Origin of the sequence: Corallococcus sp. AB011P (assembly GCF_003611605.1) — a bacterium.
In the GTDB taxonomy this organism is placed as follows: domain Bacteria; phylum Myxococcota; class Myxococcia; order Myxococcales; family Myxococcaceae; genus Corallococcus; species Corallococcus coralloides.
Genome location: NZ_RAVX01000024.1, coordinates 111,168 through 136,363, shown reverse-complemented (window position 1 = coordinate 136,363; position 25,196 = coordinate 111,168). Strand labels below are relative to the sequence as shown.

Below are 25,196 nucleotides of genomic sequence, written 5' to 3'. Positions count from 1 at the left end.
TGCTCACCAGCCAGATGCGCTCGCCCGCGACCAGCCGCACGTCACCGTCGACGCGCTGGACCCCCTTGCGGCCACTCTTCACGTTCACGTGATGAATGACATTCTCGTAGAAGCGCAGGTCCCGCCCCGGCTGGATGGCCTGCCGGTAGATGCGCGCGGCGATGGGCTCCAGGCGGTCCCCTGCACGGACCTGATAGAGCGTCGCCGCGGGCTCAGGCAGCTGGGTCGTGATGCGCAAGGTCTGCAGATAGCCTTGCAGCAGGTATCCCCCCACCACGGTGGAGACATAGGACCAGCCAGGCGCCTGGGCGTGGTCCCGGATGACGCTCACCCGCGTGCCCGGAGGCAGGGGCGCTGGCGTCAGGCAGGTGGAGCCCTTCATCTCCGCGGGGAGCGTCCGCAGGTTGGCGCCATCACCCTGGTCGATGAATCCGAACTGAATCGTCATGTTCCCCCCAGTCTCGGGACTGAGAGGATTCAGACACCCGGGCCGCGAGTGAAGGACCGGCCGGGTGGGAATGACAAAGACTTTCAGCCGCTACGCGGCGGTCGCCTGCTGGATGCGGGCCTCGGTCTCGGCGGGGCTACGGACAGACACGGGTGACCCGGCGGCGGCTCACGCCTTCAGGCTGGAGCGCTCCTCGGAGCCGGCGTCCTCACCAGATGCCATCGTCCCCTCGCGCTTGGGCCGCCGTCCGCCGCTGCCCATCAGCATGTCCATCCACCGGTTGCTGATGCCGAAGTTGCGGTCCGGCGTCGCGAAGTGGTGCGCCATGTGGTGCGCGCGCAGCGCCCTGCCCCAGGCCGTGCGCGGCGTGCGGTGGTGCGTGGCCCAGTGAAGGGTGTCGTAGGCCACGTAGCCCCAGACGATGCCCACGAAGTACGGGAGCATCTGCGTCGGGCGACCCACCAGCCACAGCAGCCCGCCGATGAGCGAGGACAGCGGGACGGTGACGATGAGCGGCATCACCAGGCGCTGCGAATCGTCCGGGTACTTGTGGTGGTAGCCGTGGGCAATCTCATGCACCCGCCGGGTGACCGCCCCCTTGCCCTCCCAGTGGAAGAAGAACCGGTGGATGCAGTACTCCATGAGAATCCACGTCAGCAGACCCAGCGGCACGAACAGCACGCTCGCCCCCACCGTCGTCCGTCCCCCGTGCAGCCCCCACCCGAGCAGCCCCACCGTGAGCGGGACGTAGAGGAGGACCGGCACCGCGGGGTGGAGTTTCGAGCAGGCTTCGAGAAGGGCGTTCTCGAACATCCGGCCGGACTGATGTCGGTAGTAGGAGCGACTCATTCACCCTGAGTCTTGGGCCGGGGGCCGCCGGATGCCTCTGCCCGTGTGTCTTGCCGCAGTGTCGCCTGCACGAAGACGGAGGCGGGCGCCGGATGGACGCCCGCCACCCCGCGCTCAGCTCTCCGCGGGGCGCTCGGTTCCGTCGTCGCCGGCCGCCGGGGTCGACGTGGCGCTGCTGTGCTTGTTGCGCCAGCGATCCACCAACAGGAGCAGCGCCGGGAAGCCCACCAGGACGATGACCATGTTCACCGCGAAGCCCAGGTTGGCCAGGTCGCCAATGGAGTTGAGGCCCGGGTGCTTGGCGAACACCAGCGCCAGGAAGCCGATGGCGCTCGTCAGCAGGCCGCCCGTGATGGCCCGGCCCGTCTCCGCGTACACGGTGGTGAAGTCCGCGCCCGGCTCGCCCAGGCGCTCAATCAGGTGCACGCCCGCGTCCACCGTCGTTCCGATGAGCACCGGGATGACCACGATGTTCAGGTAGTTGAACTGCAGGCCCATGATGGACATCAGGCCCACCAGCGCCGCGATGGACAGCAGCGTGGGCAGCATGCAGATGACCGCGTTGCGCAAGGAGCCCAGCGTCAGCCACATGGCCAGGAAGACGCTCACCACCGCGGCCACCAGGATGCGCGGCCCCTCGGAGGCCACCATGTCCAGGATGTCCGCCAGGATGAGCGCCTCGCCCGCCGCGGACACCTGGCTGCCGTCCGGCATCTGGAGGTTGCGCACCTCCTTGGTGAAGCGCCGCGTGCCCACGCCGTCCGACAGGCTCACGTTCGCATAGACCAACACCACTCCGCCCTTCTGGCCGGCCGCCGGCTCGAACTGGCGGCGCAGGCCCACCGGCAGGTCCTCACGCACGAAGGGCTTCGCGGCCGTCATCTTCACCGCGCGCAGCAGGTCGTCGCGCTGGGCCTTGTCCACGCGCTCCGGGTCGATGCGCTGGAGCTTCTTGTGGATGGCCTGGAGCAGCGCGTGCTTCTCCTCCTGGTGCCGCGGCACCAGGTCCTCCAGCGCGCCCACGAAGTCGATGGTGGAGTCCTTGCCGAACTTCTCCTTGCGCGCCTGGAGCTGCTTCACCACCTCGCGCTCCATCCCCTCCGTGTCCGTCAGCACCACCACCGGCGTCGCGGAGTAACCCAGGATGTGGTCGATGCGCTTGTCCAGCCGCACGCTCGGCAGCGACACGTCATCCAGCTTCGTGGAGTCGTAGTTGAAGCTCACCCGGTACGCCTGGCTGATGAGCCCCACCAGCGCCACGCCAATGACGACCACCACCGCGCGGTAGCGGCGCGGCAGGAAGCGCGCCAGCAGCGCCATGGGCCCCGACTGCGACTGGTGCTCGCGCGGCACCCAGCCCCAGCGCGACACCAGCCCCAGCAGCGCCGGCAGGATGAGCAGGTACGACGCCACGCTCACCATCATGCCCACCGCCGCGATGACGCCGAACTCGTGGAACGCCCTGAACTCCGACCACGACAGGCTCAGGAACGTGAGCGCCGCCACCAGCGCGGAGATGAGCGCGGAGAAGCCCGTGTGCTTGAACGTCTCACGCACCGCCTCCTCCGACGTCATGCCCTCCGAGCGCAGCGTGCCCCACCGCCCCAACAGGTGGATGCCGTGCTCCACGCCCAGGCCGCCCAGCACCGCCGCGAGGAAGCCCGTCAGGAGATTGACCTGCCCGTACGCGATGCCCACGAAGCCGTAGGTCCACGACAGGCCCGCGACCACCGGCACCATGGTGAGGCCCACGGACAGCCCGCTGCGGAAGTGGAAGATGAGGTAGGCCAGCAGCAGCACCAGCGCCAGCGAGGACGCGCGCGCCAGGTCGCCGGTGATGACCGCCTGCTGGTCGATCTTCTTCTTGAACGTGCCGGTGATGGCCGTGTGGAAGCCAGGGCCGTACTTCGACAGGTCCTGCTTCGCCAGGTAGTCCTCCACCTGCGAGATGACCGTCTTGGAGTAGCCCAGGTCCGCGGAGGAGCCCTTGGCCTTGAGGAGCATCACCACCATGCGCTCCTGCGGATCCAGGTAGTACAGGCCACCCTGCCCCGCGAGCCGCATGTTCGCGCCGCCGGTGTACTTCTTCTGGATGTCGCTGAAGTCCAGCGACGGGGGCGCCTCTTCCTCCAGGCGCACGAAGAGCGGGTTGGCCTGCTCCTTCTCCCACGCGAAGCGCGCGTCGATGCGCTCCTCGATGGTCTTCAGGTCCGGCAGGTCCACGTAGTAGAGGCCGTGCTCGTCGAAGAACTGGCTGGGCCGCTGCGCGTTGACGAAGCGGATCTCCGACAGCGTCGCCAGCTTCGGCGCCATGTCATCCACGAACTGCTTGAGCTGTTCAGGCTCCGCGCCGATGCCGGCCACCACCACGTTGCCCATGCCGCCAAAGCGCGTGCGCAGCTTCTCCAGGTCCTGCACGGACTGGAACGACTTGGGCAGCAGGTTGGCCAGGTCCGCGTTGAGGCGCAGGTCACGCGCGAAGAAGGTGCCCAGGCCCGTGAGGATCAGCGTCACGAACAACGCCACCCAGGGTCGCTGGTGGCTGCGGGCCGCCAGGGAGCCCATCGCCGCCTCGAACCGTCCGGACCACCGCGTCTCACTCATGGATGTGATTTCCTGCTGAAAGCCCGCGCCGTGACGGCCGGGGACAACCTTGAGCCCGAACGAACCGGGCTGCTCTCGCGTATATGCCCCGAGCCACCGTGCGTCCAGGCATCGCCCCGGGGCCTCCACTGGCCGCATGCCTGGCCCGGGGAACAAAGACAGCAGGGCCCGGCCGCGCCATGTATGCCGCTCCGGCACGCGTCATGCCAGGGGATCGGCTTCTCCTCTGAGTATTGAGGCATTTTGCCCCACCCGTTCCGGTGTCGGCGGACGGGCGGAGCGACCCCTCGCGCCGCGGTGCCGGAGGACTGCGGTATGGCCAGCTTTTGCTGCGACACGGGCCCTGCCGGGTAGCAGGCGCCGCTTGGGGGGCATGGTCCATGGCCTCGAACCCGTCTTCAGCAGCAGAGCGCACGTGGATGCACCGGATGGAGCGCACGATGGGTGCGCTGGCCGCGCACAACCACCGCCGCCCCTTCACTGCGCTTGTCTGCGCGCTCGTGCTGTCCGTCGTGGGGCTGCTGTCCGCGCGCCACCTGGCCCTCAACGCGAACCTGGTGGATCTGCTGCCCCCGTCCTTCGAAAGCGTGCAGGCCATCCACACGCTGGAGCAGCGCTTCGGCGCCCAGGGGTGGGTGGTGGTCGTGGGCGAGGGCGGGGACCCGGCGCAGCTCCAGAAGTTCGCGGAGGACGTGGCGCCGAAGCTGGAGGCGCTGCCGGGCATCCGCTACGTGGAGATCACCCGCCCCAGCAGCTTCTTCCGCAGCCACGCGCTCTACTTCCTGTCACCCGAGGACTTGAGGGAGGTGGAGCGCCGCATCGACGCGCGCCTCACCTGGGAGAAGGAGCAGGCCAACCCGCTCTACGTGTCGCTGGATGGTGAACCGCCCCCGCCGCTGGACTTCTCCGACCTGGAGGAGAAGTACGCCAGCGGCGCGATGACGCGCCTGTCCAGCCACCCCAGCGACTACTACCTGGACCCCTCCGCGCGCCGCGTGGTGGTGCTGGCCAAGCCGGAGGTGTCGTCCGCGGACCTCACCTTCTCCACGAAGATTGTCGAGGAGGTGCAGGGCGTCCTGCGGCAGCAGGACCTGTCGAAGTACGGGCCGGGCTTCCACACGGAGATCACCGGCTCGTTCCAGAAGAAGATGGATCAGCAGGGGCAGATCACCCGCGACGTGGCGGTGTCCTCCACGGTGGCCACGGTGCTGGTGCTGCTCTACCTGTTCCTGCACTTCCGCAGCGTGCTCGCGGTGGGGATGGTGCTGGCGCCGGTGGGCGCGGGCCTCGCGTGGACCTACGGCCTGGTGGGCGTGGCGTACGGCCGCGTGAACCTGCTCACGGCCTTCCTGGGCGCCATCCTGGGCGGCCTGGGCGTGGAGCACGGCATCCACCTGCTGGGCCGCTACCTCACGCTGCGCGGAGAGGGGCGGTCCTCCGAGCAGGCCACACGCGAGTCGTTCATGCACACGGGCGGCGCGGCGCTGGTGTCCGCGCTGGTGGCGGCGCTCACCTTCTTCGTGCTGGGCACGTCCAAGCTCACGGCGTTCCGCGAGTTCGGCGTCATCGCGGGCGTGGGCATGCTGGTGCTCATCCTCGCGTACGTGCTGGTGCTGCCGGCGGTGCTGGGGCTGGGAGCGCGCTGGGGCTGGAAGCCGCGCGCGAACACCACGGAGATGACGGAGGCGCCGCTGGGCCGCGTCATCACCCACCGGCGCGGGCTGCTTACCGTCGTGTCCGCGCTCGTGGTGGCGGGCCTGCTCACGCAGCTGCCGCGCCTGCGGTTCGACTACGACATCGGCTCGCTGCAGGACCAGCGCCTGGGCTCGTTCGTCCTGGACCGCGCCGTCAACCAGCTCATCGGCTATTCGCAGGTCCCGCTGGTGGTGCTGACGAACTCCCGCGAGGAGGAGGCCGCGGTCGTCCGGGAGCTCCAGGCGCGCAAGCGGCAGCAGGGCGCGAACTCCACGGTGGACTTCGTCGCGGCGCTCACGAGCCTGGTGCCGGAGCGGCAGGCGGAGAAGCAGGCCATCCTGAAGGACATCGGGAAGCTGGTGGAGGACGTGCCCGAAGGCCAGCTCACCCCGGAGCAGCGGGGGCAACTGGCGGAGCTGCGCAGGCAGGTGCTGGCAAGGCCCTTCACCGAGGCGGACCTGCCATCCAGCGTGCGCCAGCAGTTCCAGGGACGCGGCGGCCCGGGCACCGGCTTCGTGCTGGTGTATCCGTCCGCGGATCAGTCCAACGGCCAGGCCATGCGCCGGATGGCGAAGGAGGTCCGCGGGATGGTGCTGCCGGATGGCCGGCCCGCGGTGGTGGCCGGTGAGGCGATGGTGCAGGCGGACATCGTGAACCTGGTGTCACACGAGGCGCCGTTCATCCTGCTGGGCTCCACGCTCACGGTGCTGCTGGCCATGTGGGCGACGCTGGGCGGCCTGCGCACCGCGCTCCTGTGCCTGATGCCCACGGTGGTGTCGCTGTTCGCGGTGCTGGGGCTGATGCCGCTGCTGGGCATGGAGTTCAACTACCTCAACATCCTGGTCATCCCGGTGCTCATCGGGACGACGGTGGACGCGGGCGTGCACCTCATCACGCGGCTCGCGTCGCCGCGCAGCGACTTCGTGCGGGTGTATTCGGAGACGGGCAAGGCCATCTGCGGCGGCCTGCTCACGAGCGCGGTGGGCTTCGGCGCGCTGCTGCTCGCGGACCACCCGGGCCTCAACTCGATTGGCGCCCTGGCGAACGTGGGGTTCGGGATGAACCTGCTCATCATGCTGGTGACCTTCCCGGCGTTGCTGCTGGTGCTCTCCGAGCGCAAGCGGCGCCACCGTGCGGTTCCCCCGCGCCTCCGGGGTGAGCAACTCATGAAGGATGGCCAGGGTCCTCACCGGCCCACGCCCTCCCATTAGGCCGAGGCGTCGACCGCCCGGCCCCACAGCCTCAAGGAGCGGAACGATGTCTCAGCAATGGATCTGGATGAGCGTGGCGGCGGGCACCCTGGCGCTGGGCTCCGCGAACGCGCAGGTGGATCCGAACTCCGCGAGCGCCATCACCACGAGCCAGCCGAACCCGGGGGCCCCGGCGGGCACGCCCCCCCCCATGGGAGGCGCATTGGACAACCAGGTGACACAGCCCCTTGGCGACACCCTCAGCGTGGGCGCGGGCGGCAGCGGCACGTCCACGGGCGCGGTGATTCCGCAGCCGTACGGCACCCAGCCGTCCGTCTCCGGCAACGCAGCGCAGTCCGTGCCCCCCAGCCCCGGCAATGCCACCACCGTGACGGGCGGCGGCACCGTGGTGGCGCCCGGCTCGGCCACCACCGTGACGGGCACCGGCGCGGTGCTGGCTCCCGGCACCAGCTCCACCGTGGCGGGTTCCACGGGCTCCACCGCCACCACGGGCGCGCTGTTGCCGCCCGCGACGACGACTCCCGGCACCACGCTGCCAGGCGCCTCCATCAGCACCGTGACGCCGGGGACTCCGACAGGCACCATGTCCAGCACGGGCGCCGTGCTGCCTCCGGCCACGGGCATGACGCCGCCGGGAATCACGGGCTCGCAGCCCACCACGCTGTCGCCGGGCGGCAACACGTTGCCGCCAGACAGCAACACGTCCAGCAACTCCGTGACGCCGCTCGGTGGCGGCAACGTGAATCAGCCCCCGACCCCCTGAGTCGCACGGATCAGGCTCGCTGGCTCGCACTCCGGGCCAGCGAGCGTGGCGCGCGGAGGACCTCCTCGTCTCGCGCAACCCTCCCCTTCCGGCCGCCCACGCCGTCCCCCGAGCAGGCAGGCGGATGAGCCACCCCTGCACACACCGTGGGGCCTGCTCACCTTCGGTCGTGCAGGCAGCCAGGACCTTTCAAGCAGTCAGACTCCTATCGGGGGAATCCACATGAAGAAGTTCCTGAAGACCCAGCTGACGGTGGCGGCGGTTCTCGCGGGGGCGCTCGCGCTCGGCACGGGCTGTAAGTCGGATCAGTCCGCGACGCGCGGCACCGAGCCGGCCTCCGACTCCACCATGGGCACGGACTCCAGCGGCACCGGCACGGACACGTCCGGCTCCGGCACCACCACCACGCCGCCTCCCAGCAGCGGCGGCTCCGGCTACGACACGGGCAGTACGTCGCAGGACTCGACGCTGCCTCCGTCGGACATGAACACCGGCGGCTCCGGCAACACGGATGACTCCACGCTGCCGCCCGCGACCAACGACGGCACCCTGGACCCGGGCACTGGCGGCGCGGGCACCGGTGAGGCCGAGCCCGGCGTGCACGACGGCGAGATGACCGAGCCGGGCACGGGCGGCTCCGGCCTGAATCCGGACGACAGCGCCATCCCGGACGACAGCAGCCTGCCCAATGACTCCACGCTCGACCCGAACAACTCCGGCGCCAAGGGCAACATGACCACGCCGGTGCCGGACTCCACCGGCACGATGGCGCCCAACAACGGCACCACGCGCTAAGCCCCTCGGGGTGCACACGGCAGCGCCCGTGACCTTCACCGGTCGCGGGCGCTTCGCCGTTTCCAGCGTCCGGCGCGGGCGCGAACAACAAGACCCCGCCGACGCGCGAGGGCGTCAGCGGGGTCATGGAGACAGCGCGACCTGGGTGATCAGCTCACCTTGACGCCCGGCGAAAAGGGCTGGCCCACCGGTTCGATGATGCGCGGGCTCCCGTTGTCACCCGGGCCATTGCCGGGACCACCCCCCGGGTCGAAGGTGGACGGCACGTGGCGCTCCTGCCGCTCATCCTCTTCCGTCCCGGCTTCGCGCGCTGGCGAGGGAGGCAGCCCCTCCAAGGGAATGTGCAACACGTCTTTCTTGCTCATGACGAACGCCTCCTTTCCCCTCTCAGGTTGGGGTGGACCGGGGGTTTCCGCCACCGGGCGCCCCCCCGCCCGCATGTCCCCCTGCCTCCAGAATGCGTTTCTCTTGGATGACAGGGAGCGGGCGGGGGCTTATCCAAAGAGGTCCAGGCAGCGCGCACCCGAACCACCGAAAGCGTCCAACGCATGAAGCTGTTGCTGGCAGGCCGACGAGGAGCAAGCGATCCGCTGTTCGCCCCCCCGGAGGCGTCCCTGTCCTGGCTGCAACGCGTGGAGGCGTGGTTCCAGCAGGTGGCCGAAGGCGTGCTGGAGGGCACCCGCATCGAGGAGGGCCCCCAGGGCGCGCCCGTGCTGCGCCTGCGCCTGCACCCGGCCGCGGCGGAGGTGTCGCTGCTCGCGACGACCCAGGAGCGCATCGTCGTGTCCGCGGACACCAGCGCCGTGGGGCCCGGCTACCACCGCTATCTGGTGGACCTGCTCAAGGGGCTGGGCGACCTGAACGGCATCTCCTGGGCCCCGCCCGACGAGGACGTGGGCGTGGGCGACGCCACGGGCTACTTCCACACCGGTGACGTGGACCTGGTGGAGAAGCACTTCCTGGGCTGGCTCCAGCACTCGGTGGGGCAGGTGCTGCGCATGCGCAGCCTGGGCAACTCCGGCTTCGCGCTGTCCATGCGCTTCGGCCACACCTTCCAGCACCCGGGCGCGCTGCTCACGCCCCTGGGGCCTCGCGACGAGCGCTGGCTGCGCACCGTGCACGAAGACCCGCGACAGGGCACGGACGTGTTCCCCTGGTGGAACCCCGGCGTGGACGCGCGCGAGCGCTTCACGCGCGCCCTGTGCCGGCTGTGGACGGACGTCGTCTGGCGCCCGCCGCTCCTGGACGAGGAGCGCCAGCGCCTGCGCGACGTGGCCCGGCTGCTGGAGCAGGCCTGGCGCGAGGACCCCTCGCTCCCGTACCCGTGGCGCGAGTGGCAGGAGGTGCTCGGCTACCTGGGCATGGGAGGGACGGTGGCGGAGGAGGTCCACCGCCGCGCCCTGGAGTCGCCCGGCGTGGGGCCGTCCATCGGCTACCGGCGGGGCTCCGTGCAGGTGGTGCTCCCCGAGGGCTGGGAGATTCGCATCCCCGGCTCGCTGGCGGAGACGCGCCTGCAGGACGGCAGTTGGGTGGCGCGCGACCACCGCCGCACCGTGCGAGTGGTGCCCCTGGAGGACTCCGCGGAGGAGCAGCTGGCGCCCACCAGCCCGGAGCGCAAGGCCCTGGAGCTGGAGCACCACGGCGCCCGCGTCAGTGGCCGCGCGTCCCTGCACGTGGGTCCCGGCGAGTGCCGGCTGACGGCCCTGTGCCGCTCGGGCAACCGCCGTGCCCTCTGCGTGGTCAGCTTCGATGATCCGGACGAGCAGGACTGGGCCCTGGGCACCTGGCGTTCGCTGGACCACGCTGTCGCCGCCTGACGGTCCGATTGTTTGAGGACCGACCCCTTGCAAAAGCGCTGTCCGGTGGACAGTCAGCGCACCCGGACGTCTTGCCGCATCGCGCAGTCGCACCCACATTCCGGCGGCAGTTTCCCCACGGAATCGAGTGAGACGCATGAGTGGCAAGCGGGAGATCTGGCCGGGCAAGCCCTGGCCTCGCGGCGCGACCTTCGACGGCTCGGGCACCAACTTCGCGGTCTATTCGCAGGTGGCCACACGCGTGGAGGTGTGTCTCTTCGACCGGGCGGACCCGACGAAGGAGATTGAACGCTTCGACCTGCCGATGAGCACGGAGTTCGTCTGGCACGGCTACGTGCCGGACCTGGAGCCCGGGACGCTGTACGGCCTGCGCGTGCACGGGCCCTACGAGCCGGAGAAGGGGCACCGCTGCAACCCGCACAAGCTGCTCGTGGACCCCTACGCCAAGGCGCTCTACGGCGAGGTGGACTGGAAGCAGCCGGTGTTCGGCTACCCCCTGGACCACCCGAAGAAGGACCTGATGCGCGACGAGCGCGACAGCGCGGCCGGCATGCCCAAGGGCGTGGTGGTGAGCGACTTCTTCGACTGGGGCAATGACCGGCGCCTGGACATCCCGTGGCGCAAGACGGTCATCTACGAGGCCCACGTGCGCGGCCTCACCATGCGCCACCCGGGCGTGCCGGAGCACCAGCGCGGCACGTACGCGGGCCTGGGCTCGCCGGCCATCATCGAGCACCTGCAGAAGCTGGGCGTCACCGCGGTGGAGTTGTTGCCGGTGCAGGAGTTCGCGGACGACTCGTTCCTCAACGACAAGGGCCTGTCGAACTACTGGGGCTACAGCACGCTGAACTACTTCTCCCCGGAGCAGCGCTACGCCAGCCGCAAGACGCCGGGCGGCGCGGTGGCGGAGTTCAAGTCGATGGTGAAGTCGCTGCACGCGGCGGGCATCGAGGTGCTCCTCGACGTCGTGTACAACCACACGTGCGAGGGCAACCACCTGGGGCCCACGCTGTCGTTCAAGGGCATCGACAACGCGTCGTACTACTGGACCATGCCGGAGGCACGGCACTACCTGGACTTCACCGGGTGCGGCAACAGCCTCAACGCGTCCAACCCGCAGACGGCGCGCTTCATCGTGGACAGCTTGCGCTACTGGGTGGAGGAGATGCACGTGGACGGGTTCCGCTTCGACCTGGCCACGGTGCTGGGGCGCAGCGGCAAGGGTGGCTACGACCCGAACGCGCCCATCTTCCAGATCATCAACCAGGACCCGGTGCTGGGCCGCGTGAAGCTCATCGCGGAGCCGTGGGACGTGGGCTTGGGCGGCTACCAGGTGGGCGGCTTCCCGTCGCCGTGGCACGAGTGGAACGGCAAGTACCGGGACGCGCTGCGCAAGTACTGGAAGGGCGACGAGAACCAGGCCGCGGAGGTGGGCTACCGGCTCACGGGCAGCGCGGACCTGTTCGCGGCGGCGCGCCGGCGTCCGCAGGCGTCCATCAACTTCGTCACCGCGCACGACGGCTTCACGCTGCACGACCTGGTCACGTACAGCAGCAAGCACAACGAGGCCAACGGCGAGCACAACCGCGACGGCGCGGATGACAACCAGGCGTGGAACTGCGGCGTGGAGGGAGAGACGGACGACAAGAACATCATCTCCCTGCGCGAGCGCCAGAAGCGCAACCTGATGGCGTCGCTCTTCCTGTCCACGGGCGTGCCGATGATTGTCGCGGGCGACGAGATGGGCCGCACGCAGCAGGGCAACAACAACGCCTACTGCCAGGACAACGAGCTGTCGTGGGTGGACTGGAACCTGGACAAGACGCGCCAGGACCTCCTGGAGTTCACGCGCAAGCTCATCCAGTTCCGCCACGGGCAGCCGGTGCTCCAGCGCCGCCGCTTCTTCCAGGGCGAGCACCTGTGGGAGTCCGAGCACAAGGACCTGGCGTGGTTCCGGCCGGACGGCACGGAGATGGGAGCGGAGGACTGGCAGAAGCCCTTCGTGCGGTCGCTGGCGTTCCTGCTGGGCGGCGACGCCATCCCCACGCCGGACGAGCGGGGCCAGCGCGTCAGCGGTGATTCGCTGCTGGTGCTACTCAACGCGCACCATGAGCCGGTGACCTTCACGGTGCCGCCGCCGGGCGAGGGCGGCGCGTGGCGGCTGGAGCTGTACACGGCGGATGACAAGCGCGGCGATGAAGAGATGAAGCCCGGGAAGTTCGAGATGGCCGGGCGGTCGCTCGCGGTGTTCCGCAAGCCGGGAAGCAACAACACGCCGTGATACGGTGCCCGTGCTGTTGATCAGGAGCGCACGGCATGGCGGACGAAGGGGACGGCGGCAGGATTGAAGAGGCCGCCGTCGCGCGGGTGTACGGGGAGATCGCCTCCGCCTACGAGGTGCTCTACCCGTCCCTGCACCGCTACGGCGACCGGGTGGAGCGCTTCCTCGCGGACGTGATGAAGCCGGGCCTGCGCGTGCTGGACGTGGGCTGTGGCCCGGGCCTGCACACGCGCGGCCTGGACGCGTCCGTGGACGTGGTGGGCCTGGACGTGGCGCCGGAGATGCTGGAGCTGGCGAAGCGCTCGCGGCCGTCCGGCACGTGGCGCGTGCACAGCTACATGGATCCGGTGCCGGAGGACCTGGGCGTCTTCGATGTCGTGCTGGTGATTGGATGCCTGGATTTCTGTGACGACCTTCCGCGCGTGCTGGGTCACCTGGGCCGCGTGATGAAGCCGGGCGCGCGGATGTTGTTCACGGTGCTGGAGCGCAGGCCCGGCGTGGAGGCGCATGAAGCGTCCACGCGACGGGTGCGCACGGCGGACACGGATGTGACGCTGCACCTGTGGAGCGCGGAGGAGACGGCGCGCGCGGTGGTGGCGGCGGGCCTGCGGGTCCGCGACTACGCGCACGGGCCGGGCTGGGAGCTGATGGCCGAGGAACGTGTGATGTGGTTCGGCTGGTGGGACGTGACGCGCGGCTGAAAGGCCCATCCTCGGAGGATGGGTGATGTCCGCTGTCTTCCTGCTAGGGGCAATGCGGCCAGATGCACCCCATCTCGATGTTCACGAGCGTCACTCGTCCCTCAACCACGGACATGAACGGGTCGTCCCCACCGCACACGTTGACGCCGTTGCTGTCATAGGCATGCACCTGCACCCACCAGGCCTGCGACACGTAGACGTCGGTGAGGGTTGTCCCCTCGATGACGCCATCCCTCACGTTGAGCGGCAGGGGCCCGATACCTGGGACCGGGTTGCTCGGATCACCCGCTCTCATGGTCACCGTCGCCGTCGCCACGGGACATGGGTCCTCTCCCATGGAGATACGCAGCTCCACGGAACCCATGCGCCAGCCGGCGTCTGCGCCCCCGGCGTCCCTGCCTCCAGCGCTTTCCTCCCCACAGGCCCCGAGCAGCGCACAGCTCACGCCCAGCAACACGCCCCACACAGCTCTCTTCATGGGTCCTCCGAAGTGCGCATGGAACGCGCGGTACTTGGACACATGAGCCCCGGTGCCTGGGACATGGGCCGTCAGGATTTTCGCGCGCCCGCGTCTGGTGGCCCCGTCGGCAAGCTTCAGGGGGCGCCCGGGGTTGTCCCGAGGCGTCCGGTTCCATGCGGGGGCGCTTTGCGCCGGTGCATGAGACTCGGACGTTCCTCACGGCCATCACCTCCGGGTGTTCCTGCCACCATCGAAGGCCGTACCGGTCGCACGCCACCGTGAGGCGCGCATGGCTGCCCTTGGCTGGGCAAAAACCCGAACTCGCTCAACGGTAGAGCACGAGACTCAAGATCTCGCATTCGAAGGTTCGACTCCTTCGTTCGCCGGGACCCCGTCGTTTCCGCTGGTGCCAACGCGAGTCCACCGCGTCCTCCTCTCCACGCCGCACACTGGCCGGTCGCCAGGGCCTCCGGAGGCTTCCGTGCTGTTCGCGGAACGCTCCAGTCGCCGTCCGTGACCTGCATCCGGTGCGGAGGTTCGGGAGGCTGAACGCGGCTCCGGACGGTCTGTTCGCGCGAAGCGCTCGTGGGGCGGCGGGGTCCTTTTCTCCAGCCGCCGGGTTGCACTCTTTCTTGTCGTCGAGGTGACGTGTCATGGGTATCGGTCGGGTGGAAGTGGCGCAGAACGAGCGGCTGTTCGTCGTGGTGAACGGGAAGGCGGAGCAGTACCTGGGGCCGGGCCGGCACTGGGTGGTGCGTCCGTTCCAGAACGTCCGCTACGAGCGCGTGCCGCTGGAGCCACCGGTCACCCGGCTGGATGAGGCCAAGCTCGCGTTGGTTCCGGAGAAGGAACTCCAGGTGCTGGAGTTGGGCGCGGACGAGCGCGCGGTGGTCTTCCATCACGGCCAGCCGGTGCGGTGGCTGGGTCGGGGTCAGCACCAGGTGTGGACGGCGCAGCGGCTGCCCGGTCGAACCGGTCGGCCCGAGACGCCCACCGTGCGGGTGGAGCGCGTGGACGTGTCCGGGGTGGCGACGGAGCCCCCGCGGGACGAGGTGCGCGCGCTGATTCCGGCCAGTGACTACGTGGAGACCACGGCCACGGAGGGCACGGTGGCGCTGCGCTACGTGAACGGCGTGCTGGACGCGGTGCTGCCGCCGGGCCGGCACGCGGCGTGGACGGTCGCGCACAAGGTGCAGTTCGCGATCATCGACCTGCGCGAGAAGCTGCTCCACGTCACCGGCCAGGAGGTGATGACCAAGGACCGCGTGACGCTGCGGCTCAACCTGTCCGCGGCGTACCGGGTGGTGGACGCGCGGCGGCTGGCGGTGGTGGCACGGGCGCCGGATGAAATCCTCTACCTGGCGATGCAGCTCGCTGCGCGCGAGGCCGTGTCCACGCGCACGCTGGACGAGCTGCTGGCGGCGCGCGAGGCGGTGTCCACGGAGCTGTACGCGCAGGTGAAGTCGGGGGCGGAGGGCGTGGGCCTGGAGCTGCTGCGCTTCGGCATCAAGGACGTGGTGCTGCCGAAGGAGATGAAGGACCTGCTCAACCGGGTCATCCAGGCGCAGAAGGAAGCGGAGGCCAACGTCATCCTGCGGCGTGAGGAGACGGCGGCGACGCGTTCCATGGCGCAGACGGCGAAGGTGCTCGCGGAGAACCCGCTGCTCGTGCGGCTCAAGGAACTGGAGGCGTACAAGGACCTGGCCGCGAAGGTGGGTCAGGTGCACCTCGTGCTCGGTGAGGGCGCGGTGCCCACGCTGCAGCTCAAGGGCGGCTGACACACGGTCGTGTGGCTTCACAGCCACACAACCCGCCTTTTCAGAGGGGAACCGGGGTTGGCCCGGGGGCTGCAATGTCCCCGGGCACACCCTGAAACCAAGGTTCCCGACCATGCGAGTCCTGCTCGCCACGCTCTTCGTCTGCCTTCTGGCCGTCCCGGCCTCCGCTCAGCAACCCTGCCCTCCGGCCGCTTCGCCCACCGCGGGCGTCGCCCAGGGCACCCTGGTGGCTCGCTTCCGTGCGCAGCCGCAGCAGGCGGACACCGAGGCGTGCCCTGACAGCGAGCCGCGCACCTTCAGCCTCAAGCACACGGAGGTGGACGCGGAGGTCAGCGGGTTCCTCGCTTCCGTCACCGTGACGCAGGTGTTCGAGAACCCCTACAGCGCTCCCCTTGAAGCGCTCTACGTCTTCCCGCTGCCGGAGCTGGCCGCCGTGGATGGCATGGAGATGCACCTGGGCAATCGCGTCATCCAGGGCGTCATCCAGACCCGTGAGCAGGCCCGCGACACCTACGAGCGCGCCAAGGCCGAGGGCAAGACGGCCGCGCTGCTCGACCAGGAGCGGCCGAACATCTTCACCCAGTCCGTCGCCAACATCCTCCCCGGTGAGACCATCCGCGTGCGCATCCACTACGTGGAGCGCCTCACCTACGACGCCGGCACCTACCGCTTCAGCTTCCCCATGGTCGTGGCGCCCCGCTTCATCGGCGGCACGCCGCTGCCCACGCGCCAGGGCGAAGGCGTGGAGCCCGACACCACCTCCGTCCCCGACGCGAGCCGCATCACGCCCCCGGTGATCACCGACACGCGCAGCGGCCATGACATCCAGCTCACCGTGCGCCTGGACGCGGGCCTCCCGGTCCACTCTCTGCGCTCCACCACCCACCGCGTGGACGTGAAGCGCGACGGCCAGTCCCGCGCCACCGTGAGCCTGGGCCGCGATGACCGCATCCCCAACAAGGACTTCATCCTCGAGTACGTCGTCGCCGACGCCCTCATCCGCCCCGCCGTCCTCATGCACCGCGAACCCGGCGCGGACCACGGCTACTTCCTGGTGATGCTCAACCCGCAGCTGTCCCCCACCCAGCGGGAGATCGTCCCGCGCGAGCTCTACATGGTGCTCGACACGTCCTGCTCGCAGTCCGGCCTCGCCATCGAGAAGTCCAAGGCCATCACCAAGGAAGTGCTCAACCACCTGATGCCCGAGGACACCTTCCAGGTCCTCAACTTCGACACACAGGTGACCAAGTTCGCGCCCACCGCCGTCCCCGCCACGCCGGAGAACATCCAGAGCGCCCTGCCCTACGTCGCCAACTTCTGGGGCGGTGGCGGCACCGACGTGCGCATCGCCGCCCAGGAGGCCATGGTCCCCGCCAACGACCCCGCCCGCCTGCGCATGGTGCTCTTCATGACGGACGGCCTCATCGGCGGTGACGAGCAGGTGCTCGGCACGCTTCAGCAGCACCTCCGCGAGGAGACGCGCATCTTCTCCGCTGGCGTGGGCTCCAGCACGAACCGCTACCTCATCACCAAGATGGGCGAGCTGGGCCGCGGCGCCTCCACCCTCGTCAACCTCAACCGCCCGGAGGAAGACGTCGCCCGCGAGTTCGAGCAGCGCATGCGCGGCCCCGTCCTCACCTCGGTCGTGGTGGACACCGAAGGCCTGCCCGTCAGCGACGTGTACCCGAAGTCCGTGCCGGACCTCTTCGCCGGCCAGCCGCTGTTCCTCGTGGGCAAGTTCACCGGCACCGGTGACGGCGTCCTCCGCATCTCCGGCCGCGTGCGTGGCCAGGTCCGCCACTTCGACGTGCCCGTGCACTTCCCTGAAGTCGCCCCGGAGCACGACTCCCTCAAGAGCCTCTGGGCCCGTCAGCGCATCGAGGAACTCACCGTGGAGGGCTACCGTGGAGAGACGCCCGAAGTCGTCCAGGGCATCACCGACACCGCGCTCCAGTACCACCTGATGAGCCGCTACACGTCCTTCGTCGCGGTGGAGCAGGTGGCCCGCACGGCCCCCAACGGCGAGTCGGTCCGCGAGATGGTCCCCGTGCAGCTCCCCGACGGCATGGTCTCCGGCGCGCTCAGCCGCGAGGAGATTCCGCCCGGCGACCCCATCATCTCCGTGCGCGCCCCGCGCAACGCCCGCCGCGTCACCGCCTACTTCCCCTTCGGTCTGGTGAAGCCGCTCACGTTCGACACGCTCACCCGTTCGTGGCGCGGCCGGTTCCTCGTGCCGCTGGGTGTCGCGGATGGCTACTACACCGTGTTCATCATCGCGGAGCTGGCGGACGGCCGCGTGGAGCGCAGCGAGGTGCGCTACCGCCTGGACTCCCAGGGCAACGACTTCGACGTCGTCCTCTCGCAGAAGGAAGTCTCTCCCGGTGACACGCTGACGCTGGACGTGGACGCGGTGGAGGCCACGCAGGAGGTCAGCGTGTACGGCGACCTCTTCGGCGAGGACCAGCAGTTGCTCGACTCCACGGACGGCCTGCGCTTCAACAAGTCGCTGGTCATCCCGGAAGGCACGCCCGCCGGTTCCTACGAGTTGGTGTTCGTCGCCCGCGACGCCGCCGGCAACCGCTTCGAGCATCGCGAGACGCTGCGCGTCATCCACGCTCGGCGCGACTGACCCACGAATCAATCTCGGATACCCTGGCGGTCCGTTTCGGCCCCGCGCCTTCACTGGCGCGGGGCTGATTGCTTTCGCACCCGGCCGCGAGGAGTCCTTCGATGTCGTCGTCCCTGCACTACACGCCCAACCTCCGCGATATTGAGTTCAACCTCTTCGAGTTCCTGGACATCGGCCACACGTCGCTGGGCAAGGCGCCCTTCGGGGACCTGGACGAGACGGCGGCCCGGCAGACGCTGCAGACGTTCGCGCAGCTGTGCACGCAGGAGCTGGCGAAGAGCTTCGACGAGTCCGAGCACAATCCTCCGAAGCTGGAGAACGGCGAGGTGAAGCTGCCCCCCGGCCTCAAGGCCGCGATGGGCGCCTACTACGACGCGGGCATGCACCTGTTGGAGACGCCCCCGCACCTGGGCGGCCTGGGCGCTCCGCCGTCGCTGGGCTGGGCCGCGTTCGAGCTGCTCCTGGGCTCCAACCCCGCGCTGGCGTTCTTCACGCTGGGCAACCTGCTCGCGCGCGTCATCGACAAGCTGGGCACGGAGTCGCAGAAGAAGCGCTTCCTGCCGCACATCCTGGACAAGCGCTGGAGCGGGTCCATGGTGCTGACGGAGCCGGACGCGGGCAGCGACGTGGGCGCCGCGCGCACCAAGGCCCGTCAGGTGGACGGCGACGTCTGGGAGATTGAAGGCGTCAAGCGCTTCATCACCAACGGCGAGTCGGACATCGCGGAGAACATCGTCCACATGGTGCTGGCGCGTCCGGAAGGCGCGGCGCCGGGCACCAAGGGCCTGTCGCTCTTCGTGGTGCCCAAGTACTGGGTGAACGAGGACGGCAGCCTGGGCGAGCACAACAACGTCGTGTGCACCAAGCTGGAGAAGAAGATGGGCCTGAAGGGGTCCGTCACGTGCGAGCTGACGTTCGGCGACGGCAAGCCCACGCGCGGCCTGCTGCTGGGTGACGTGCACGACGGCATCCGGCAGATGTTCCACATCATCGAGAACGCGCGCATGGCGGTGGGCCTCAAGTCCATGGCCGCGCTGTCCGCGGGCTACTACCGCGCGCTGTCGTTCGCGAAAGACCGCGTGCAGGGCAGCGACCTTGGAAAGGCGCGCGACAAGACGGCGCCGCGCGTGAACATCCTCCAGCACCCGGACGTGCGCCGCATGCTGATGGCGCAGAAGGCGCACGCGGAAGGCCTGCGCGCGCTGGCCCTGTTCACCGCGTCCGTGCAGGACCAGGTGGAGCTCCAGGGCGGCCACCGCTCCACCGCGGCGGGCGAGGCGGACGTGCTCAACGACATGCTGCTGCCGCTGGTGAAGGGGTACGGCTCGGAGAAGGCGTATGAGCTCTTGTCCCTGTCGCTCCAGGTGCACGGCGGTTCGGGCTTCCTCACGGACTACCCGGTGGAGCAGTACATCCGCGACCAGAAGATCGACTCGCTCTACGAGGGCACCACGCACATCCAGGCGCTGGACCTGCTGATGCGCAAGGTGGCGCGTGACGGCGGCGCGACGCTGATGGGGCTGCTGGAGCGCGTCCGCACGACGGCGGATGGCGACGAGGGCGGTCCGGAGCTGAAGACCGAGCGCGCCGCGCTGGGCGAGGCGGTGGGCCAGCTGCAGACGCTGCTCGGCACGCTGATGGGCAAGCTGGGCGAGTCCGTCTACCACGTGGGCTTCCAGGGCAACCGCGTGCTGTTCGCCGTGGCGGAGGTCATCATCGGCTGGCTGCTGGTGCGCCACGCGGCCGTGGCGCTGGAGCGGACGAAGACCAACCCCGGCGACAAGGCGTTCTATGGCGGCAAGGTGGCCAGCGCCCGCTGGTACTGCCATGAGGTGCTGCCCGGCATCGCGCACGCCGCGCGCATGGTGGAGAACGGCAACCTGGACCTGATGGACCTGCCGGAAGAGTCGTTCTAAGGGCCAGCGTCAGGCGTTGGCGGCGCGCGTCTCGTGGCGCGTCGCCAACCGCCGGTGCGGACAAGCGCCTCGACAGGGGGCGGGCGCGGCATCGACAATGCCGGGATGATCACCCTGTATGGCTTTGGCCGCGTCCATTCGAAGGTCGTCGGACTCACGCGCGATTTGCGCGTCCTGTGGGCCCTTGAAGAACTGGAGCTGCCCTACCGGGTGCACGGCGTGGATCATCCCGCCGGGGAGACCCGAGGAGAGGCGTACCAGCGGCTGAACCCGTTCCGTCAGGTGCCGGTGCTCGATGACGACGGCTTCGTGCTCACCGAGACGGGCGCCATCCTGCTGTACCTGGCGGAGAAGACGGGCCAGTTGACGCCCGCGGATCTCCAGGGCCGCGCCCAGGTGACGCGCTGGTGCTTCGCCGCGCTCACCACCGTGGAGCTCCCGCTGTCGCAGATCATCATGATCGACCTGCTCGGCGACGCCGACCCCACCGGAGCGCAGCGGCGTCCCGGGTTGGTGAAGTACGCCGAGCACCACCTGACCACGCTCGAGGACCTGCTGCGGGAGCGACCCTACGTCGCCGGCGAGGCGTTCACCGTGGCGGACATCCTGATGACCACGGTGCTGCGCGAAGTGCGCAACGCGGGCGTGCTCGAAGGCTTCCCCCGCGTCTCCGCCTATCGCGAGCGCTGTGAGTCACGGCCCGCCTGGAAGCGGACGCTGGAGGCCTATGAGCAGCGCCTCGGAGTCACGGCGGGCAGCGCGCGCTAGCTGCGCGCTCAGGGTTCCAGGTCGGCGACAGAGAAGGTGTAGTCACCCACGCCGTTGAAGAAGGCTTGCCCGGGGAGGAAGAACATCTCGACCGTATGACGACCTCCCTGCGTCACCTGGAGGTCGAACGTGTCGCTCCACCCATAGGGCTTGTACGGCTCCGTCTTGTACAGCAGCTCGCCCCCGGGGCCACTCACTCGCATGCCGCAGTTGTTGGAGGAGCTTCCCGTGCAACTCAACCGGTAGGTGCGGTCCGCGACGGCGTCCAGCGCGAAGACATCGACATCGCCAGTGGGCACGATGGTCCCCGAGACGGTGGTGCCGACGGGCACCGGGGTGGCTTCCGTGAGGGTGTTCGCGAAGTCGTCTGGCCCCAGGTCCAGCAGCCAGTATTTGTAGGAGGGGCTGAAGAAGGAGGGGGAGGCGGAGAAGGCCTGCACGCGGGCGTACACGGTGCCTTCCTGCGTGGCGAGCACGGCCGCCTGGTAGATCGAGCTCCCCCCCGAACCCGCCGAGCCCGGCAACCTGAGCCCGTCCGCGCCGAGGAGTTCGACCCTGCAGGCCGGGTCGTAGCTGGACTTGTTGCTGGAGCAGCTGAATTGGAAGATGCGGCCGGGCGTGACGTGGAACGAAAACAAGTCCACGTCCTCCATGGTGTCCAGGTTCGCGTCCCCCGATTGAGCGGGCTCCATGAGCTCCACGGGGGTCGCGGCCTCGACGTAGTCCCCATGGTCATCCCCCTCGCGCACGTCCCGCCTGCAGGACAGGTCCGCCGGGACGTAGCCCGTGGGGCATTCGCACGCGGCCTGTTCGGAGGACGGCACGCACTGGCCCGGACCGCAGTCGGCGTCCTCGCACGGGTCGGACTCTGAACAAGCACAGAGGATGGCGAGCGCGAGCGTCATCGCCAAAGAAGAAACAGAACGCAGCATGTCGTGGACTCCAACGGAGGCCCGGCCCCAATCCCCCCGCGCGACCATCGTTCGTGAAGGGCGACAGGGTCAACAGGCTGCTGGCCCGGGGCCTCGGGTGCGGCCCGGGGGACACACACCGGGCTGGCCCGGGGTTCGCAATAGGGGTGGCGCATGATGCTCTCCACCCTCACCGCGCTGACCCTCGCCGCCACCGTCACCAACACCGAGACCGTGCACGACCTGGAGCCGTTCGGCGGCCACGTCGTGGCGTGCACCGAAGGCGGCCTGGAGCTGTTCACGCCCGCGGGCCGTCCGGTGCGCGTGCTCACCGTGGAGGACGGACTCCCGAGCCACTACTGCCGCGCGCTGGAGTCCACGGGCGACCGGCTCTTCGTCGCCACGGATGAAGGGCTCGTGTCTCTGGATGCCCGCTTCCAGGTGACGCCCGTGCTGGACGTGCGCTGGCAAGCGCTGCCCGCCGCCGAGGACGCGAGCACGCCGGACTACGTGAGCCGGCTGGAGTCACTGGCCTCGGTGCTGACTCCGGGTGCGACGTACACGGCGTTCTCTCCGCGCTTCGCGGGCACGGCGGAGGGGCGACTGTTCGAGCTGGGCACCCAGCGCGCGTGGTCACTGCCGGGGCCGGTGCGCTTCATCTCCGACACGCACGACGGCGTGGACGTGGGCACCACCGAGGGCGCGTTCTCCATCAGCGCCAGTGGCCGGCTCTCCGCGCTGCGCGACGTGCCCACCGGGCCGCTGTCGTTCACCGTGACGGAGCAGGGCGTGCGCATCGTGGGCAGTCACGGTGAGGTGCACGCGTGGGAGACGGAGTCCGTGCCGCTCCAGGCCGTGAGCGTCCCCAAGGGCGCCACCGTGTTGAACTCAGAATGGGCGGGCACGCGGACCTCCGGCGTGTTCAAGCTCGGGCCGAAGGGGTGGCGCCGCGTCACCTCCACCGGGCAGCTCTGCGGCAATCACATCACCGCGCTGGCCCGGCATCAGGGCCGGCTGGTGGTGGGCACGTTCGACCGGGGCGCCTGCTGGCAGCGCGAGGACGGCAAGTGGCAGACCGTCCGCGCGCCCTCGCTTCCCAGCGACCAGGTGCTGGGCATCAGCAGCGATGGCCCGAACCTCTACGTCGCCACCACGTATGGCCTGGGCTTCCATGACGGGAAGACGTGGACGCAGATCGCCTACGGGTCTCGCAACCCCGTGGCCCTGGGGAAGCTGTCCGTGCTCAACGTGTCCCAGATGGATGACGGCGTCGCGCTGGTGGATGGCCGGGGCATGTCCCTGGTCACTCCCGGGACGGCTCCCCTGTCGCTCGTGAAGCGGCTGCCGCTGCCGAAGGAGTGGAGCAAGCACCCTTCCGTGGGTGAAGCCTCGGGCCGCTTCCTGTGGATGGGCAGCGAGGACCGGGGCCTGCTGCGCTGGGACGGCGCGAAGTGGCAGCGCTTCCACGACGGCCGCGATCTCACCGACAACTGGATCACCGCGCTGTCCACCGACGCGCAAGGACGCGCCGTCGCGGGCACCTGCCAGGATGGCTTCAGCTACTTCGACGGCGTGAAGTGGACTCGCGTGCGCGCCGCGCCCGGCCTGCCCTCGTCCGCCATCGTCTCCGCCGCGCTCGTGCCCGGTGGGGCGCTGGTGGGCACTCTGCTCGGCGCGTCGTACTTCAACGCGGCCACGGGGGAGACGCGGGCCCTGCCGAAGCTGGCCGACCCGCGCGTGTACGCCGTGCTCCCCGACGGCGACTCCGCCCTCTTCGGCACCGAGGGCGGGCTGTCGAGCACAACCTGGAAGGCTGTCTCAGCTCCGGCCCTCAGTCAGCGCTGAGACTTCGGCGCCGTGCCTCGCGCGGCCAGCTCGCGCTCCACGTACAGCCGCAGGATGTGCATGAAGTCCTGCGCGTTCGTCACCACGCCGAAGGCCTGGTGCGTGCCCCGGTCCTTCAGCTTGCTCACCACGAACTCGGACGAGTCCACGCAGATGGTGGGCAGCTCGCGCAAGGAGCCGTCCTTCTCCGTCACGAACGCGGGCAGCATGTTCCCCGTCGCGATGGCGTGCAGCGCCGTGGCCACGAGCACCGCCATCGTCGCCATCACCGCGTGCCGTCGCATTGCGTCCTGCGCCGCCAGATTGTCCGTCACCACGTCCGGCAACGGCCCGTCATCCCGGATGGAGCCCGTCAGCACGAACGGCACCCCGTGCTTCACGCACGCGTGCATGATGCCGTTGGTGATGACGCCCGCCTCCACCGCCTTCGCGATGGAGCCCGCCTGCCGCACCCGGTTGATGGCGCGCATGTGCAGCCCGTGCCCGCCCGACGTCGCCTCGCCCGCGCCGCTCATCCCCAGCGTCGTGCCGTAGATGGACGCCTCGATGTCGTGCACCGCCACCGCGTTGCCCGCGAGCAGCGCCCCCACGAAGCCGTTCTCCACGAACCACGTCATGTCCGCGCGCGCCCGCGAGTGCACCAGCGCCGGCCCCGTCACCCAGATGGGATAGCCGCCCCGCTCGCGCTCCTCCACCAGCAGCCGCGCCATGTGCGCGTAGTCGATGGGCTTCTCGCGCGACACCTCGCTCGTCATGAACTTGAACTCGCCCTCCCCGCCCCCCGCCAGGTAGGCCATGTTCACGTAGACGCCCTCGCTGCCGTCCTCCGCCTTCCCCACCACCACGCGCTCGCCCGCGCGCACCCGGCGGCCCTCACGCACCCAGAGCTCGCCCTGCGCGTCCAGCACCAGCGCGCCGTCCATGCGCGGCTCGCGCGGCATCCGCCACCGCCCGTCCACCCGCACGTACGTGGGCAGGTTCGTCGTGGTGAAGAAGCCCTCCGGCAGCACGCCGTCCGCCGGAGCCGGGGTGAAGCGCGCGTCCGGGTAGCTGGTGAACCGCGCCGCCGTGAAGTCGGGATGAGCAATGGTCGTCACCCCGCCACCATGCGCGGGCGCTCCCACCCGTTCAAGGGTGCCGCACGTCGCCATCCCCTTGGATTGTTTCCCCTTTCATAAGGGCCACCCACCTGGACGCACCCCGTCAAGAATGGCGCCCCGCAACCGCCGCGCGAATCCCGGGTTCAAGCCTTCAAGGACGACGCGCTGGCACTGAGGCCCGCGCCCATCGAGGAGGAATCACCATGAAGCGCAACGGACTGGGGATGCTCGCGGCGGTGCTGGGCCTGACGGTGGCGCTGCCGGCCGTGGCCGCGGAGGCCGACCGGCGCCAGGTGAACCAGCAGCAGCGCATCAACGAAGGCGTGAAGAGCGGCGAGCTCACGGGCCGCGAGGCCGTGCGCCTGGAGCGCCAGCACCGCTCGCTCAACCGCGAAATCCGCCGCGACCGCCGGGACGACGGCCACCTGGACGCCGCCGAGCGCGCCCGCATCGACGCGAAGCAGGACGCCCTCAGCCGCCGCATCGCCCGCCAGAAGCACGACGCCCAGAGCCGCTGAATCCCCGAAATTGCGCACCGCGACAAGGCCTCCCCGGGCGGCCCCCCGGGTGCCCTGCCGCCGGTGCGCGCCCTTTGGGGGGCCAGATTCCGCTCCGGGTACGCCCA

The 25,196-nt window shown here is 69.7% G+C and carries 19 protein-coding genes and 1 tRNA gene; 13 read left to right on the top strand and 7 right to left on the bottom strand.

Translation table 11 applies throughout. The features are described 5' to 3' along the window. The 3 genes from D7X30_RS36355 to D7X30_RS36345 form a co-directional block, all read right to left on the bottom strand. Positions 1–448 (bottom strand): hypothetical protein (locus D7X30_RS36355; RefSeq protein ID WP_120567560.1); only part of this gene is annotated, 448 nt, incomplete at its 3' end. Between the two features lie 168 nt (positions 449–616). Further along, positions 617–1,297: a sterol desaturase family protein gene (locus tag D7X30_RS36350; protein ID WP_233592023.1), complete on the bottom strand. Its 681-nt coding sequence runs from the start codon at positions 1,295–1,297 to the stop codon at positions 617–619. Between the two features lie 114 nt (positions 1,298–1,411). Beyond that, positions 1,412–3,901 carry an RND family transporter gene (locus D7X30_RS36345; protein ID WP_120567558.1) on the bottom strand — a complete coding sequence of 830 codons (2,490 nt, stop codon included), beginning with the start codon at positions 3,899–3,901 and terminating at the stop codon, positions 1,412–1,414. A 428-nt stretch (positions 3,902–4,329) separates the two neighbouring features. Here D7X30_RS36345 and D7X30_RS36340 point away from each other — a divergent pair, with 428 nt between their 5' ends. From D7X30_RS36340 to D7X30_RS36330, 3 genes are all read left to right on the top strand, one after another. Beyond that, the gene (locus D7X30_RS36340) at positions 4,330–6,807 is read left to right on the top strand and encodes an RND family transporter (protein ID WP_233592022.1); all 2,478 of its coding nucleotides are present in this window, start codon (positions 4,330–4,332) and stop codon (positions 6,805–6,807) included. Between the two features lie 46 nt (positions 6,808–6,853). Further along, complete coding sequence (locus tag D7X30_RS36335; RefSeq protein ID WP_147443408.1) at positions 6,854–7,570, top strand: hypothetical protein; 717 nt, start codon at positions 6,854–6,856, stop codon at positions 7,568–7,570. Between the two features lie 222 nt (positions 7,571–7,792). Continuing rightward, positions 7,793–8,365: a hypothetical protein gene (locus tag D7X30_RS36330; protein ID WP_120567556.1), complete on the top strand. Its 573-nt coding sequence runs from the start codon at positions 7,793–7,795 to the stop codon at positions 8,363–8,365. 149 nt (positions 8,366–8,514) lie between these two features. Here the strand turns inward: D7X30_RS36330 and D7X30_RS36325 are convergent, their stop codons facing one another. Beyond that, positions 8,515–8,730, bottom strand: coding sequence for a hypothetical protein (locus D7X30_RS36325; protein WP_121717748.1), 216 nt, complete (start codon positions 8,728–8,730; stop codon positions 8,515–8,517). A gap of 183 nt (positions 8,731–8,913) precedes the next feature. Here D7X30_RS36325 and D7X30_RS36320 point away from each other — a divergent pair, with 183 nt between their 5' ends. The 3 genes from D7X30_RS36320 to D7X30_RS36310 all read left to right on the top strand — a co-directional run bounded on the left by D7X30_RS36320 (position 8,914) and on the right by D7X30_RS36310 (position 13,164). Next, a complete protein-coding gene (locus D7X30_RS36320) occupies positions 8,914–10,182 on the top strand; it encodes a hypothetical protein (RefSeq protein WP_120567554.1) in 1,269 nt (422 codons plus the stop codon). A 136-nt stretch (positions 10,183–10,318) separates the two neighbouring features. Further along, positions 10,319–12,463 carry a glycogen debranching protein GlgX gene (gene glgX / locus D7X30_RS36315; RefSeq protein ID WP_120567553.1) on the top strand — a complete coding sequence of 715 codons (2,145 nt, stop codon included), beginning with the start codon at positions 10,319–10,321 and terminating at the stop codon, positions 12,461–12,463. 35 nt (positions 12,464–12,498) lie between these two features. Beyond that, a complete protein-coding gene (locus D7X30_RS36310; protein ID WP_120567552.1) occupies positions 12,499–13,164 on the top strand; it encodes a class I SAM-dependent methyltransferase in 666 nt (221 codons plus the stop codon). Between the two features lie 43 nt (positions 13,165–13,207). Here D7X30_RS36310 and D7X30_RS41770 read toward each other — a convergent pair whose 3' ends face one another. Next, positions 13,208–13,480, bottom strand: coding sequence for a hypothetical protein (locus D7X30_RS41770; protein WP_147443407.1), 273 nt, complete (start codon positions 13,478–13,480; stop codon positions 13,208–13,210). 460 nt (positions 13,481–13,940) lie between these two features. Here D7X30_RS41770 and D7X30_RS36300 point away from each other — a divergent pair. The 5 genes from D7X30_RS36300 to D7X30_RS36280 all read left to right on the top strand — a co-directional run bounded on the left by D7X30_RS36300 (position 13,941) and on the right by D7X30_RS36280 (position 20,715). After that, positions 13,941–14,010, top strand: a tRNA-Leu gene (locus D7X30_RS36300). 267 nt (positions 14,011–14,277) lie between these two features. Then, complete coding sequence (locus tag D7X30_RS36295; RefSeq protein ID WP_120567550.1) at positions 14,278–15,402, top strand: slipin family protein; 1,125 nt, start codon at positions 14,278–14,280, stop codon at positions 15,400–15,402. Between the two features lie 112 nt (positions 15,403–15,514). Next, positions 15,515–18,031, top strand: coding sequence for a VIT domain-containing protein (locus D7X30_RS36290; RefSeq protein WP_120567549.1), 2,517 nt, complete (start codon positions 15,515–15,517; stop codon positions 18,029–18,031). A gap of 101 nt (positions 18,032–18,132) precedes the next feature. Further along, entirely contained in the window at positions 18,133–19,947 is a 1,815-nt protein-coding gene (locus D7X30_RS36285; RefSeq protein WP_120567548.1) for an acyl-CoA dehydrogenase, read from the top strand. 105 nt (positions 19,948–20,052) lie between these two features. After that, positions 20,053–20,715: a glutathione S-transferase family protein gene (locus D7X30_RS36280; protein ID WP_120567547.1), complete on the top strand. Its 663-nt coding sequence runs from the start codon at positions 20,053–20,055 to the stop codon at positions 20,713–20,715. Positions 20,716–20,723: 8 nt separating this feature from the next. On the opposite strand, the gene D7X30_RS36275 is transcribed toward D7X30_RS36280, so the two are convergent. Then, positions 20,724–21,647, bottom strand: a complete 924-nt coding sequence (locus D7X30_RS36275) for a hypothetical protein (RefSeq protein WP_147443406.1) — start codon at positions 21,645–21,647, stop codon at positions 20,724–20,726. Between the two features lie 153 nt (positions 21,648–21,800). On the opposite strand from D7X30_RS36275, the gene D7X30_RS36270 reads away from it, so the two are divergent. Beyond that, positions 21,801–23,471 (top strand): hypothetical protein, encoded by a 1,671-nt coding sequence (locus D7X30_RS36270; protein ID WP_120567545.1) that lies wholly within the window; start codon positions 21,801–21,803, stop codon positions 23,469–23,471. On the opposite strand, the gene D7X30_RS36265 is transcribed toward D7X30_RS36270, so the two are convergent. Continuing rightward, positions 23,462–24,568 (bottom strand): hypothetical protein, encoded by a 1,107-nt coding sequence (locus D7X30_RS36265; protein WP_120567570.1) that lies wholly within the window; start codon positions 24,566–24,568, stop codon positions 23,462–23,464. The two genes, D7X30_RS36270 and D7X30_RS36265, sit on opposite strands and share 10 nt — an antisense overlap. 206 nt (positions 24,569–24,774) lie before the next feature. Here D7X30_RS36265 and D7X30_RS36260 point away from each other — a divergent pair, with 206 nt between their 5' ends. Further along, on the top strand, positions 24,775–25,089 hold the full coding sequence (locus D7X30_RS36260) for a hypothetical protein (RefSeq protein ID WP_120567544.1): 315 nt from the start codon (positions 24,775–24,777) through the stop codon (positions 25,087–25,089). The last annotated feature ends 107 nt before the right edge of the window (positions 25,090–25,196 follow it).